The sequence below is a fragment of the Lactococcus nasutitermitis genome (assembly GCF_018403765.1).
GTDB classification, from domain to species: Bacteria; Bacillota; Bacilli; order Lactobacillales; family Streptococcaceae; genus Lactococcus; species Lactococcus nasutitermitis.
This window is the reverse complement of the sequence record NZ_BOVQ01000007.1, coordinates 49,878-64,773: the sequence shown is the minus strand read 5'-3', so window position 1 is coordinate 64,773 and position 14,896 is coordinate 49,878. Positions and strand designations below refer to the sequence as shown.

Below are 14,896 nucleotides of genomic sequence, written 5' to 3'. Positions count from 1 at the left end.
AATTAAAAAGAATGAATGATAAATTCATTCTTTTTTTCTAATCCATTTGCCATTTCATTAAGAAAAAAATAAAAACTGTGAGATAATTATAAGTGTTAAATAAGGTTTAAAATATATTTATAATCAAAATAAGTATCAATTATTATGATTTAAACATATTTTCATTCAATCTCACAGAAAGGCAGATGGAAAAATTTATGAACAAGAAAAAGCTGAGAAAATCTCTCCAACTTTTTGCAGTCGGCACGCTCCTGTTACCATTGCTTAGCGGTTTTGGATCTATCAAAACAGCCGGCGGACAACGCTCTACTATCGAACCAACCTATCAAGATTCTAATGGAAATCGAGGACGACCACCGACAGATACCAACTGGACAGTTGAAAACCAAGTCGATGTGTTAAATTATACAGGAAACGAAGTTCGAGGAGAAAATACTTTCCGTCCTACAATAGACAACGTTCTAGCTGACAATTTTCCAGCTATTGGACAAGCAAATCCTCTTGATTATACATGGATACAACATGGCACAGCTGAACATCCAGAGTTTGACATCACACAGTTTGCCAAACAGACCTCAACACCCGGTTTGTATGATGTATTTACTCATGTGAAGGGTTATCAACAAGAATTAGCTAAACCTCTTGACATAGTGATAGTTTCCGACTTTTCATACTCTATGCGAAGCTATAACCGTATGGAATACTGGCAGAAAGCAATTCATAGCTTTGCTGATGAGCTTGATAATTATACCGGTAATCCTGATGATATTCATGTTGGTCACGTTGGTTTTGGTAGTAATCTTTTTGATAATCCCCTTTATAATATCCCTCTACAAGATAAAAACAGCGCTAAAACTGCTTTAAATAATCTGGCAAATCAATCCGCGATAAATGCTGATTACACATTTACACAAGCAGGGATACGAAAAGCACGTGAAATGCTTGCAAACAGTGGTCGTGATAGTGAAAAGATTATGATTGTCTTAACAGATGGCATTCCAACTTTCTCTAACGCAATTACTGACTACACTGATGGAAATAACAATAGTATCATTGATGTCGGTGAAGTTACTGGAACTACTACTCACAATGGTCTTCCTTATACAACTTCAACAACTTCTCAAGGCTTCCTACAAGTCGTATCAGGGCGAGCAACTACTGGGACTTATGGACTATTTAATGCTAATAGTCGTCAAATTGACTGGTCTCAAGCGACAAATGGTGGACTTCGTGCTAGAAATATAATTGGACAAGGACCAAATAATAATTTAGGTAGTTATCCAACATATGACAGCACTTTTCCTGCAACTACTTATGAAGCTGACCAAGCAAGAGAAGCTGGAATCACACTTTATGGTATTGGACTCAATATCCAACCAGAAGCTGCCTATCCAACAACTGGAACACCGATAGAACGTACTTTCACAAGTGCCGAAATTACAGATAATTTTAAACGTCTTATCAATGGAAACAATGCAGATAGAGATGGTTTCATCAATCTACCTGATGGAGACATTTCCGAAGTAAGCCGACGACTTGTTGAAATTTTGCAAACACGTATCAACACTGTTGTAGCTGGCGAAATTACTTCAACGCTTGGTGGTCAATTCCTCCTTGAACCTGATAGTGTCCAAGTGAATTTGGTAGGAACAGGTGGAAGTTACGACGAAAATTTTGATACAACAAGTCGAGCTGTAACTGTTTCAAATATTAACCTTGCTCACAATCAAGAGTTACAAATCCACTACCAAGTCCACATCAACACAGAAGACGAAAATTTTGATCCTGATACTTGGTATCATATTTCAAATCCAGCGGAGACGACCTTTACCAATAATGTTGGTTCTGAGGCTGAGGAAACAGCACGTTTTGCAGTTCCTTCTGGACGTGCGCCTGGCATTCCTCTTGAAATAAATAAAAAGTGGCTAGACCTTGACAAAACAAATCGTCCGGAATCTGTCACACTTAAAGTAACACGTCAAACAAATACGCTAAATCCAGATTGGTCTGTTTCAGAAGAACTTTCTGGAAGCGTGAATGCCGATACATGGACAAGTTCCGTATCTGATGGCAAACTTTTCCCAGCTTTCAACAATGAGGGGCAAGCTTTTGAATACTCTGTGACTTCGGAAACAGATTTACCTAATTATGATGAGGAATTTTCAGGTAAAACAGCGACAAATACTGAAAAATATACTTTCAACTTAATAAAACATGGCGAACGTGACCATCATAGTGGTGCTAAATTTACTTTGACACGTATAGATAATAGCTCAAATACTCTTATCGCTACTGGAATCAGTCAAGCCGATGGCACAGTCGCTTGGGATACTCCTATTTACTTTGAAACTGATGCGACTTATCGTTTGGAAGAAACTCGTCCTATCACAGGTCATAAAGTAGCTGGACCTTGGACGATTAGTGTAGAAGATAATGTACCAACAATCAGTGCTGACAATGGAAGTGTTGTAGATTATGTTGATGAAGGTGCGATTTTCACTGTAACACTTCTCAACAAACTGGAAATTACTGAAGTAAGAGGAGAAAAAATCTGGATAGGAGATGAAGAACATGAAAATCTTCGTCCAGCCAGTATCAAGATTCAACTGATGAATGGCGATACTGAAATCGGTGAAGCTCAAGAAGTCACGGCAGATGAGGACGGTAACTGGACATTCAGCTTTGGTTATCTTCCAAAGTATGATGAGGACGGTAAACTTATCGCTTATTCTGTAAAAGAGATAATTGACCCTGAGTTACCTTACTACACAAGTGAGGTTTCTGGAGACATTGAAGATGGTTTTGTGATTACGAACACTTTTGATGAAGAAAAAGCATTCACTGACCTTTCTCTTACTAAAGAATGGGTAACTTCTGGTGCTGTCACTCCTCCTAGCTCTATTCGAGTGAAAATTTTACAAGATAATCAGCCGATTTATCAAGATGCGGATGGAAATTGGTTACCTGTAAATGATGATAGTCCTTATAGCTGGATTACTTTCTCTGGTGATGTTGATGAAACAACTTGGGAAAAAACTTTCTATAATTTGCCAAAATACAGCAGTGCTGGTGTTGAATTTGACTATAGTATAGAAGAAGCTGCTATTCCCGACTGGGTAATGACTGATAATGAAAAAGATGATGATGGAAATATCACCATCACAAATACTTATGATCAAGAGCTTGTTTCTATCCCTGTGGAGAAAATCTGGGAAGCTGGCGTCTTTGATGATGAGACTATGAATAACTTTATTCCAGAAAACGGTATCGAGGTGGAACTCTTTGATGAGGCAGATGATGAAACTGTCATTGATACACTGAGATTGACCGAAGAAGATAACTGGCAAAGAGAGTTTGAAGATCTACCAAAACATCATGCGAATGGTGAGGTCATCAACTATGCTGTCCGCGAACGTGATACTTATGAAGATTTCAGCGAGATTTTCGATACAAACATCACCGGAAACATGGAAGATGGTTTCACAATTACTAATCAGTTTGAACTTCCTATTATTGATATTCCTGTTTTAAAAATCTGGGAAGATTTGGAATATAGTGGATTGCGTCCAGATGATATCACCGTTCACTTACTGCAAGATGGGGAGCGATTTGGCTCACCAGAAGCACTGAGTGATGAGAATGACTGGCACCACAACTTTGAAAATTTACCGAAATATAGTGGTATTTCACAAAGTTCTCCTGAAAATGGACAAGTGACTTATCATTTAACTCCTTATGACTATGATGTTGAGGAAGATGAGGTTTCTGGCTATACTGTAAGTATTGATACTGATGGTTCCGGTGGCTTTATCATCACAAATACACTGATTCCTCTGCCACCACTTTATCTGGAAGTTACAAAGATTGATGCGGATTTTGATTTACCACTGGCTGCTGTCGAATTTACACTTGAAGAAGTCACGGAAGATGATGAGATAAATGAGCCCATCACACCTGTGTCATTCTTTAGTAGCTTTGCTGGGGAAATTGACTCTGAACCTCTCTACAAAAACTTAAAGTCCAATAGTGAAGGTAAACTTTCAGAAAATGGTACGGCTGCTCCTATTGAACTTGAATATGGCAAGAGCTATAAACTTGTGAAAAATAATGCTGTCGGACAATTTCCTAAATTTTCTTATGAGAATGGTGACGATATGGGGGTTTGGATAATCAATACTCCTACACGGGAAGAGGTCTGGGAAAACGCTGCTGATATTTCTGGCGATAAATTGATGTCTGGAAATGTTGATAATTCAAATGCTCATGACCCAAATCACAATCCAAATCATGAACATCCCAACGACCTTGATAGTGTCATTACACAACCAGATGTTCAAATCTTTGATAGAGCGGTGGAACTGCAAAGACCAGCTTCTCCTTTGGGTATTCTTTCTCTGATAAAAACAGAAAATCCTGATTTTAATCTGAGAACTACTGCCAATCTTAGAGCTGTCACACCTAGCTCGCGAAGCCTACTCCGAGAGGATGCTGAGACTTCTGCTTATGTGATTTCCTTTGAAATCCACTCAAATATCACACACTCTTTCACTATTGAAAAAGTGGATGGGACTACTGAAAAGCCGATGGATACTCAATTTCTCCTCCGCTGGGTACAGCTCTATGAACCTGATGCTCCTTTTGAAGACTTGAAAACTATTGATATGAGTGACTTGGATTTGGCGGGAACTGAGGAAGACCCAGATGTTGATGTGGCAACTGGTGCGACACTTTCGACAATAAATGGCTCGAAAAGGATGGACCACATGGGACGTGGTAATCTCTATATTATCAGTGAAGATACACCACCTGCTGGTTATCAGAGCACAAACACGGTGATTGTTGCTTATATGGATGAACCACAAGGACTTGCTGATACAGAGGAAATCCATATCCGTTTGGCACGACGTTCGGCGGATAATCCAAACGTTCTCGAATTTGGAGCGATGGAAGATTTTCCTGAATATCGCGGGTCGCTTAATGAAGGTTTAGGATTGGTCTTTGCCAACTTTAAAACTGGTGTAACGCCAACTCCTGACCCTGACCTTAAACCAGACCCTAATGAACCTAACCCTGACCCTGAACCAAATCCAGAAAATAGACCTGTTAATCACCCTAAAACTCCTACAGCTACTACTGGTAAAACTGCATCCTCTCATCACAAAGGGAACTTACCTGCTTTAGGTATCGCAAGTGCTAGTTTTGCTGGTTTAGGATGTCTCGCTCTCTTGGCTGCCTACCTGATACGACGGCGCACGAAAGATTGATAGATTTTGATAAAAAAATCGCACTTTGTTGATGTGCGGTTTTTTATTTTTCTATGAGTTTCGCGTAATCTGCTGTGAAATCGTTGTGTAGCTGAATTTTTTCTATTTCTGGGATAAAGGCACCGTCAATCGCATAATGATTGATTTTTTCAAAATCTGAAACTTGAAAATCATACCAGTCTGCAATTTTTGTATATTCTTGCTGGAGGTTTGTGTTGCTCACTGTGCGATTGTCGGTATTAAGTGTGACGTGAAGTCCTGCGTCGTAGAATTTTTTGAAAGGATAATCTGCAAGAGCTGTGATTGACTTTGTTTGAAAATTACTGGTCGGCGCCATTTCCAAGACGATATTTTTTTCAATGAGTGTCTCCCAATAAGCTGTGATGTCTTTGCTCATAACACCGTGTCCAATACGTGTTGCACCTAGCTCGACAGCGTCAATAATATTTTGCTCGCAATGAGGGCATTCTCCTGCGTGGAGCGTGATGTGAATATTGCTGTTTTTGGCTGCGCTGATGATTTTTTCAAATTTGATTTCTGGGTAATTGACTTCGTCGCCTGCGAGGTCAAAACCGACAAGTTTTTCATCAGATATTGTATCAAAAAGTGGGAGGAGTTTTTCAAGTTCTGAGAGCGGTTGATGTTTGAGACCGCAGATGAGTGCATTTGCTGTGATGTCAAAATCTTGCTCTGCGCGCGCTAATCCTGCTATGACTGCTTCTACCGCTTCTTCGAGGGTCAGATTTTTCTGGAGATGTTGCGCTGGCGCAAAACGAATTTCGATGTATTTGACATTGTCTTTGGCTGCTTGCTGGACGACGTCATAGGCGGCAATTTCGAGGTTACGGTAACTTTGCAGGAGAGGAAGAACAAAGTCAAAACGTTGTAAATATTCGAGGAGATTGCGCGTGGTTTCAGGTGCTTGCGCTTTTTCGAGGATTTCTGCGTCTGTAGCTGGTAAGCTCTGTCCGTCATTTTTCGCGAGTTGTTTGATGCAGGCAAGGCTGAGTGAGCCGTCAAGGTGGCAATGAAGTTCTACTTTTGGCATTTTGGCAATGAGTTCTGAGTGTAGCAAATGTATCTCCTGTCTTTTGGGTATTTTTTCTATTTTACGCTATTTTGCTTGGAAAATCAAAAAAGAATGTTTTTAGACATCCTTTTTTTGTTTTTGACAGTTCTGTCAAAAATACTTTTACTGGAATTTTAGATTTTTGACAGGGTAAAAACTGACAACCCGCTATCAATTTACCCTTTCCGAAAAGTCTAAGTGCTGAGGTACCTTCGGCGGTTCTGTCAAAAATATTTGAGTTGTAATTTTCCATGACAACGTCCGCAGCGATATTTTTGTGTGTTTATTTTACGTTGTCTGGGATAAATTTGTCCGCATTGTTGACAGCTATAAATCAATTTGGAAGTTGATAAATTGGGAGCATAGCGCAGTCCGCCAACTTGGGCGAGTAATTGTTTGAAGTCTTTATCTGCGTGCTTATAGCCGCGTTTTTGCTGGTAAAGATGATAATGCACCAGCTCGTGCAAAATGATTTTGTCAAAGTCTGGTAATTCTGCCATTTTTGGATTGAAATCAAGATGATTGTCTTTTGGGAAAAATCGGCCGCCTGTACTACGCAAATGATTGTTCCAAATGGCTTTGTGCTTGAATTCCCAGCCAAAATTTTCCAGCGAAAGTTGCTGGACGTAAGCTGTCAAATTATCATCCGAATTTTTGACAGAATGGTCATTATTCACGTGGTGCCACCAAGCTCAGGTTGATTTTTCCGCGTTGTAAGTCCAATGTTTTGACCCAAACTGTCACAATCTGCCCGACAGAAACGACTTCGTAAGGATTTTTGACGAAATTTTTTGACAAATCAGAGACGTGAACCAGCCCGTCATCATGCAGTCCAATGTCAACAAACGCGCCAAAATCGACGACATTTCGGACAACACCTTCGAGTTTTTGACCAATCCGCAAATCCCCTGCTGACAAGATATCCTGCCGCAAAATCGGCGCATCAAAATTATCACGCAAATCACGTCCAGGTTTCATCAAATCATTGATAATATCTGTCAATGTAACCTCGCCAACACCCAGTTTTTCAGCCATTTCTGGGATATTGATTGCTGACAATTTTTTTGACAGTTCTGTCAAAGTCATTTGAGCGCTGTCAGCACCGATTTCTGTCAATAAAGTGTTGACAAGACTGTAACTTTCAGGGTGAACGCCCGTATTGTCAAGGAAATTTTTCCCTTCCGGAATGCGCAAAAATCCTGCCGCTTGCTCAAATGCTTTTGCACCCAGACGAGGTACTTTTTTCAGCTCAGCTCGTGTGGCAAGCGCGCCATTTTCCTCACGATAAGTCACAACGTTCTGCGCGAGCGTTTTGTTCAGCCCAGCAACGTGCGACAAGAGCGACGGACTCGCCGTATTCACATTGACACCGACTTGGTTGACGACCGTTTCGACAACGAAATCTAAGTTTTCTGTGAGTTTTTTCTCAGAAACATCATGCTGATATTGACCCACACCAATGGCTTTTGGCTCAATCTTCACAAGCTCCGCCAATGGGTCCTGCAAGCGCCGTGCGATTGAGATTGCCGAACGTTTTTCAACGGTTAATTCTGGAAATTCTGTACGAGCAAGTTCACTTGCTGAATAAACTGAAGCCCCAGATTCACTCACAATCACATAATAAACATTAGAAAACTCATTTTCTTTTAAGACATCTGCCACAAATTGCTCAGATTCTCGGCTTGCCGTCCCATTTCCAATCGCAATCATATCTACCTTGTAATCGCGAATCAGCTGAGCAAGAGTGACTTTCGATGTAGCAATCTTATCTGCTGACGCAGGTTTCACAGGATAAATCACCGTCGTCATCAGTAATTTTCCAGTCGCATCAACGATTGCCAGCTTCGCGCCTGTCCGAAAGGCTGGGTCAAACCCAAGAACGACACGACCTTTCAAAGGGGCAACGAGCAAAAGATTTTTCAGATTTTGCCCAAAAACATCAATCGCCGAATCTTCCGCACGTTCCGTCAATTCCGCGCGCACCATCCGCTCCATCGCTGGCAACATCTTCTTTTTCAACGCTTCTTTAAGCGCCTGCTGCATTTTTGGATTATTTTGCGCTGTAAAACGCGAAATGAAATAACGCAACATTTTATCTTCATTATTGTCAAATTTCACAGACAAAATCCCCAGATTTTCGCCACGATTAAGCGCCAGCACGCGATGATTAGGCACTTCGGAAATCTTCTCAGAAAATTCATAATACATCTGAAAAACTTGTTTTTCATCTACCGCATCCGTCTTCAAAGAACTCGTAAGCAGGCTATTTTGCTTGATTTCTGAAAGTAACCAACTCCGCAAAGGCGCAGCTTCTGAAATCATTTCAATCAGAATATCCATCGCGCCAGAAATCGCAGCTTCTGCATTTTCAACTTTTTCATTGACAAATTTCTCAGCTTCATTCGTCAAATCTGACACATTTTTCACAATCATTTGTGACAAATCAAACAAGCCATTTTCCCGTGCAATCGTTGCCTTCGTGCGCCGTTTTTCCTTATAAGGCAGATACAAATCCTCAACTTCTGACAACTTCTCAGCCACTTCAATCTGCTGACGAAGTCCGTCCGTCAATTTTCCAGCCTCAGAAATTTTTGACAGAACTGTCAATTTTCTTTCTGACAGTTTTGTCAAACTTTCATTTTCATCAATAATCTTTTTAATTTCCACCTCATCAAGCGTACCAGTGATTTCTTTCCGATAACGCGCGATAAAAGGAACTGTATTTCCCTCAGCAGTCAGTTCCAATACTTTTTCAACCTGCCAAGGCTTAATGCTCAACAAATCAGCGATTTTTTCAATATTTTCCATAGCTCTATTTTATCAAATTTTTTGACAAAACTGTCAAAAATTTTCTGTCAAAAAAAGAAATCCAAAAGTCTCAGATTTCTCTCATTTAGTATTCATTTGCCAATTTACAGACAAAAATTTCTTATTATCAAGATGATAATTCGTCGCGTGTGAGGTCTTCATAAATTTATCAATTCCCCGGTCAACAGCCAACCAACCGCGCGTTCCAAAATGTATCGTATCTCCACTATAATAAGGCTCATAGTACTTATCCGTCAAATCAAGCACATGATTAAATCCCTGCGCATTCAGCTGTTCCTTTATCTTTGAACTAAACTCACGCAAACGCTCGTAAGGCAAACCCGCATAATCTCGATACCATTTCCCATTCACAGGCTGAATAACAAACAACACCTGATTATCATTCGCCGCAAATTGGTTCAGCAACTGCTGGAAATCGCCATATTCAGGACTAGACAAATAACTCACGCGCGCATAAGAACCCTTTTCCGACATCAAAAGTCCCTTATACTTCGTCCAAAGTTTATTATTGATGCCCCAAGGATTATTATTCGCCGCTTTCTCCCCCAAATCATAAGCGCGTTGATTGAGTTCTGCTGGCGTTGGGTGCGCTGGTAATTGCTTGGCATATTTATGAACCTTAGCCAGTTTAGCATCTGCACCTTCCATTTTCGTTGAAAAAGCAGAAAACAACAAATCTTCCTTTTTCCAAAATTCCTGTGCCGCAAATACCGCCGTCCGTTGTGCCGCATTCAAAGCTTTGTTCTGACTCAAAGTCTTCAAGCAACTGCCAATCAGCAAATCATCATCAAAATCTGGTGTACGTTGCAATCGCGCCGCCAACTGTTGTGTCGCAAAATTTCCCGATTTCGCCGACAATAACCAACTATAAACCTCGCCTTTAGAAACAAAATTCTCCAAGGCAGGCACAGGAATTCCCTGTGGTTTAAACCATTGTGGACTAATAATAAACACAATTTTACGCCCATGAAGCTGTTGCGCCACCGAATTCACATAGAAAAATTGTGTCAACGATTGTGTCCCAGGTTGCCCTGCCAAAAATGGTGTCCAAGCTTTATTATATTTATCCGCATAAACACTCGGATGAAAAGCATCCACGTGCTCCAATTCCGATGAACCCAAAATCGGCAAAAATCCATAATTACTAAATGCCTGTTCCTTAATCGAATAACCCACAAACTCCGTCCGCGACTTCGGATTATTCGCAAAAGCCATCAACTGTTTTTGAGAATATTTCCGCATCACAGCCAAAGGAGACAAGAACAAAATCCCAACAAGCAGCAAAGCCACAAAAAGTGGCAACACTTCTTTTAAAATCTTATGTTTCTGAAAGAAATTTTTCATTCGCCCAATTTTTCCTCAACACGTGTCGCAATTTTTTCCGCAGTGTTCCAATCCTGACGGTCCATCTCAGAAGGTGGCAAACTAATACCAAACTCCGCCTCCAACTCAACAATCAGCATAATCGCCATCATCGAGTCCAAAATTCCCTCCTCAAACAAATCCATATCCAGATTTTCACGAAATTCATCCGTCTGCGCCACGCGCTCAATCACATCAAATACTTGTTCTTTCATCTCAAAACCTCTTTCATTTTATAAAAAAATTTATTCATTCACAACATTAAAAATTAGGCAACTGCATTCTCATATGTAACGCGTGCATGATGGCGTAATTTGGAATTCCAGAAAAAATCAGAAAACCAATAAACACCAGATTAAACGTAATCACAATACTCAGCGCACGTGCCCAACGATTATCAGGAATTTTCCATTTTCGCTTCTTCTTAAAACGCAGCCAAGCATCATAAGCAATCAACAATCCCGCATGATAGAAACCATACACTATATAGTACCAAGTCAGCCCGTGCCAAAATCCCATCAAACCCATTGACGTCAGATAACCCACATTGGCAATCAGCACCATATTGCGCGACCAACCTTTAACCATAATCCATTTTGCCACGCGCATCGCCACAAAATCTCGAAACCAAAAAGATAAAGTCATGTGCCAACGATTCCAAAAATCCTTGATATTCTTCGCCAAAAAAGGTTTATTAAAGTTCATCGGCATCTCATAGCCCATGATATAACTCACACCAATCGCAAAAAGTGAATAACCCGCAAAGTTAAAGAACAGATAAAGTCCATAAGCATACATACTGCCAATCATTGTGAGCCATGACGGATGCAACGTTGCCATTATCGCCAATCTGTGCAATGCCAAATTATCAATCTCATGCGCAATGATAAAGTTATACAGAAAACCCAGAAAAATATAAAACAAACCTTTACCAAAAAGCACATCATAATCCGCTCTCAACGGCGCTTCAAGCTCTTTTCTAAAACGGCGAAAGCGGTCAATCGGCCCCGACGAAATCGTTGGATAAAAGTAAAGAAAATAAACAAACTCACGAATAGGAACATCCTTGATTAAACCATCACGTGTCTCAATAATCACACCGACCGTCTTAAAAGTCACATAAGAAATCCCCAAAAATCCCAAAATAGACTCCGGATGTGCCGGATTAAGTAAAGGTGTTCCCTTCACAATCACCAGCGGAAAAATCGAAAGCAGCACCGCAATAACAAATACCCAAGTCGCATTAGACTTTTTCCGATAGTGTTCATAAGCCTTGATAAGCAATGTTTCAAACACACCAAAAGCAAGCAAAGCATAAATCGAAACCGTCCCACCAAAAGTCAGCCACAAGAAAGCAATCGTCAACACAACTTGATAACCCATCCATTTTTTACCAAAACTATGAGCAATCACCAGCGGTATCAACGCAATACCAAGCAATACAAAGTAAAAAGGGTCAGAATATGGTGCCATTAATTATTCTCCCCAAAAACCTGTGCAGCCAGCAACTTACGGTCTATCTTTCCATTTTGATTTAAAGGAAAATCTTCCAGATAAACAAACTTCGTCGGCATCATATAATCCATGATTAAAGGCGCAAGTTCTGTCTTCAAATTTTTAGTATAAGCCCTATCAGGCGTTTTCTCATTGACCACCAGCACAGCAACAAGCGCAACAACTTTATGAAAATCATTTTCTTTTGCCAAAACGACTGCTTTTTCCACCTCTGGCAAACTCAAAAGATGCGACTCAATATCCTGCAGCTCAATCCGAAAACCATTGAATTTTACCTGAAAATCAATCCGACCATTGTAATTAAAAATCCCCTGTTCATCAATAAACCCAGCATCGCCCGTATGATAAGCTCGCTTACCGTCCAACTCAAAGAAAGCCTCAGCCGTTTTCACAGGATTTTCAAAATAACCCTTTGCCACCGAATCCCCAACAATAATCAACTCATCATCAACAATCCGTAATTCCACACCAGACTTCGCCTTACCAATCGGCACACGAGAATAAGCCGCCAAAAGTTCATCCGTTACGCGCACACTAGAAATTGCTCCCGTTGCTTCTGTCGGCCCATAAGTATTGTAAATAGCCGCTTCAGGAAAAGCCGCCAGTAACTTTTGCGCCGTTTTATGTGTCAATTCTTCGCCACAAAAGATAAATTGTGTCAGTTCAGGATGTTTTTCCGCAACAAAACTTGGGTCAAGCAGACAAATATCAACAAAAGAAGGTGTAGAAATCCAAGTATTGATAACACTCCTATTCAAACGCTCAAATAACAGCTTAAAATTTATCGTCTCCTCACGTGACAAAGTCACCAAGCTTCCGCCCGTCGTCAAACTAGGATAAATACTAAAAATCGACAAATCAAAACTATACAAAGCCTGTTCCAAAATCTGATTTCCCTCGATATGTTCAAAACTTGTATTCATCCAATTTGTAAAGCTCAGCAGATTATCATGACTTACCGCCACACCTTTAGGAACACCTGTCGTCCCAGAAGTATAGATAATATAGTTGGTCTCATCACCTGAAACAGCCTGTGTTGTATCAAGCTCAGTTATTTCATCTTCTTTCAAAGCTGCATCAAACTCAAAAAATTCAATCCGCTCCTGCAAAAGACTATCAAACTTATCCGCAACTGGCGCCGTAACAATCACAGCAGACGGTTTTGCCGCATTCAAAATCATCTCTGTCCGCTCAAAAGGTGTGTGAGCATCCACAGGAATATAAGCCCGACCAGTGAGATTTACCGCCAACATCGTAGCTAAAGTCAAAAAATCATTCTTCCCAAAAACGAAAACAGGACGTTCATTTTTTGCTTTCTTAGCCAGCTCTTGACTTATCTGCTTGATGGCAATAAGCAACTCATGATAAGTATAATCTCGTTCTTTTTCAGCAACAACCACACGTTCAGGATAAGTCCGCGCGACTTCTAAAATCCGTTCAATAAGCTTCATATCTTCCCCACCTTTTCTCTTTAAAATTCATTATAAATAAAATGCACTCCACCTGTTCGACTATAAGAATACAAAAACAAAAGTATAACAATAATCACAAAATAAAAGAGTGTTTTTCCTAAAAATAGCCAAAGTTCCTTGTGTTTCATTATTTTTCCTTTCCTATTTCTTCATCCATCTCCATAAATAAAATTCCTAATATAAGATGTTGCTATCAGATTTGAAGTATCAGAGCCATGTGACGTTTTAGATGGATAAAGCGTTGCACTCACTTCATTTCCATTTGCTTTCAATAAATGATAAATCGAAAAACTATCACTCCAAGGAACAGCGCCATCCGTTTGCAAGGCTGTTTTATAATCTCCCTCAAGAAGCATGATTTTTGTCGTCGGACTGACTTTTTGATATCCCTGCTCAATATATTGATACATCGGTTTTTGAATTTCAGGACCTTCAAGTAATACATCTGCTAAAGTCTGACCAGCACTTACTTGCGACACACAATTATTAAACTCTCCATCCAAAGAAACAAACTTGTTGACTGGTGGAAAATCTGTATTACCACCAGTATCTATCATGTAATACATCGCTCCTGTTGCCCCCGAAGAATAACCAACAAGGTTAATCCAAGGAACATTATAATAGAGCTTCAAATATCTTACAGCTGTTTGTATCGCTGGCGAATAAAGTGCCCCATTACTCGTCCCAACAACCGTTCCCAACTGAATGAGTGGATATTTATTTCCCTTAGCAATTTTCCCCGTAGTTGTTAATTTATCATTCTCGCTAATATTGACTAATAAAGTAAGTCCACGTTTAGCTGGAGCAGTTTTGATAGGTAAAATATGCTCAAACAAAATATTTAATGATTTAATACTTCCGCCAGAACCTGTGATATAAATCGTTGGATAAATCGTCTGCTTAGCTGGAATAGATGGTTTTGTTTGCTCATTATCTTCTTTTTTTATCCGAGTTTCTGAAACCTGTACATTTTTTACAAGTGAATAATGTCCCAGATATAAAAAGAGAGAAAAACCAGCTATTATTAGGACAACCGTGCTTAGAAAAGTAGTACTTATAACTTTGCTTTTTTTCAAAAATAATTTCCTCAACTTCAAACATATTTGGATTCTTTTTAAGAATTATAGCACAAGCACCTTTTAAGTTAAATCACATTTCCTGATAAATTGATGATAAAATCTCAGAAAATTTAACTTTACTACTCATTCAATCTTATTTTATCAGAAAAACAACTTCCTGAACCTTACATTTTTGTAAGGTTCAGTATTTTTCATTTACAATGCTCTTGACTTGTAAGTCAAGAGCTGTTATTGCTAGTATAACAGCATTTTTTGACATAAAAAACTATCATTCAGAACACAAAAAAACACCTGAACATCAGATAA

The 14,896-nt window shown here is 39.7% G+C and carries 10 protein-coding genes; 1 reads left to right on the top strand and 9 read right to left on the bottom strand.

Annotated features, from left to right (window positions below):
- The first annotated feature begins 197 nt into the window (after positions 1-197).
- Complete coding sequence (locus tag KJS36_RS08540) at positions 198-5,264, top strand: Cna B-type domain-containing protein (protein WP_213536501.1); 5,067 nt, start codon at positions 198-200, stop codon at positions 5,262-5,264.
- 43 nt (positions 5,265-5,307) lie between these two features.
- On the opposite strand, the gene add is transcribed toward KJS36_RS08540, so the two are convergent.
- From add to KJS36_RS08495, 9 genes are all read right to left on the bottom strand, one after another.
- A complete protein-coding gene (gene add, locus KJS36_RS08535; protein WP_213536500.1) occupies positions 5,308-6,339 on the bottom strand; it encodes an adenosine deaminase in 1,032 nt (343 codons plus the stop codon).
- 218 nt (positions 6,340-6,557) lie between these two features.
- Positions 6,558-7,010: a SprT family protein gene (locus tag KJS36_RS08530; RefSeq protein ID WP_213536499.1), complete on the bottom strand. Its 453-nt coding sequence runs from the start codon at positions 7,008-7,010 to the stop codon at positions 6,558-6,560.
- Positions 7,003-9,141, bottom strand: a complete 2,139-nt coding sequence (locus tag KJS36_RS08525) for a Tex family protein (RefSeq protein ID WP_213536498.1) — start codon at positions 9,139-9,141, stop codon at positions 7,003-7,005. Before KJS36_RS08525 ends, KJS36_RS08530 begins: the two co-directional genes overlap by 8 nt.
- Before the next feature lie 81 nt (positions 9,142-9,222).
- Positions 9,223-10,506 (bottom strand): D-alanyl-lipoteichoic acid biosynthesis protein DltD, encoded by a 1,284-nt coding sequence (gene dltD, locus KJS36_RS08520; RefSeq protein WP_213536497.1) that lies wholly within the window; start codon positions 10,504-10,506, stop codon positions 9,223-9,225.
- Positions 10,503-10,739, bottom strand: a complete 237-nt coding sequence (gene dltC, locus KJS36_RS08515; RefSeq protein ID WP_213536496.1) for a D-alanine--poly(phosphoribitol) ligase subunit DltC — start codon at positions 10,737-10,739, stop codon at positions 10,503-10,505. The genes dltD and dltC overlap by 4 nt, the downstream gene beginning before the upstream one ends.
- Before the next feature lie 46 nt (positions 10,740-10,785).
- A complete protein-coding gene (dltB, locus tag KJS36_RS08510; protein WP_213536495.1) occupies positions 10,786-11,997 on the bottom strand; it encodes a D-alanyl-lipoteichoic acid biosynthesis protein DltB in 1,212 nt (403 codons plus the stop codon).
- Positions 11,997-13,490 (bottom strand): D-alanine--poly(phosphoribitol) ligase subunit DltA, encoded by a 1,494-nt coding sequence (gene dltA, locus KJS36_RS08505; protein ID WP_213536494.1) that lies wholly within the window; start codon positions 13,488-13,490, stop codon positions 11,997-11,999. Before dltA ends, dltB begins: the two co-directional genes overlap by 1 nt.
- A gap of 20 nt (positions 13,491-13,510) precedes the next feature.
- Positions 13,511-13,639: a teichoic acid D-Ala incorporation-associated protein DltX gene (locus KJS36_RS08500; protein ID WP_213536493.1), complete on the bottom strand. Its 129-nt coding sequence runs from the start codon at positions 13,637-13,639 to the stop codon at positions 13,511-13,513.
- A 21-nt stretch (positions 13,640-13,660) separates the two neighbouring features.
- Positions 13,661-14,587: an alpha/beta hydrolase gene (locus tag KJS36_RS08495; RefSeq protein WP_244842860.1), complete on the bottom strand. Its 927-nt coding sequence runs from the start codon at positions 14,585-14,587 to the stop codon at positions 13,661-13,663.
- Positions 14,588-14,896 lie beyond the last annotated feature (309 nt).

What these genes read in the sequence shown, in the direction of transcription:
- dltB (WP_213536495.1), bottom strand. Translation starts at nt 11,997, where the DNA reads ATGGCACCATATTCTGACCCTTTTTACTTTGTATTGCTTGGTATTGCG.
- dltC (WP_213536496.1), bottom strand. Translation starts at nt 10,739, where the DNA reads ATGAAAGAACAAGTATTTGATGTGATTGAGCGCGTGGCGCAGACGGAT.
- dltA (WP_213536494.1), bottom strand. Translation starts at nt 13,490, where the DNA reads ATGAAGCTTATTGAACGGATTTTAGAAGTCGCGCGGACTTATCCTGAA.
- KJS36_RS08500 (WP_213536493.1), bottom strand. Translation starts at nt 13,639, where the DNA reads ATGAAACACAAGGAACTTTGGCTATTTTTAGGAAAAACACTCTTTTAT.
- KJS36_RS08525 (WP_213536498.1), bottom strand. Translation starts at nt 9,141, where the DNA reads ATGGAAAATATTGAAAAAATCGCTGATTTGTTGAGCATTAAGCCTTGG.
- dltD (WP_213536497.1), bottom strand. Translation starts at nt 10,506, where the DNA reads ATGAAAAATTTCTTTCAGAAACATAAGATTTTAAAAGAAGTGTTGCCA.
- KJS36_RS08540 (WP_213536501.1), top strand. Translation starts at nt 198, where the DNA reads ATGAACAAGAAAAAGCTGAGAAAATCTCTCCAACTTTTTGCAGTCGGC.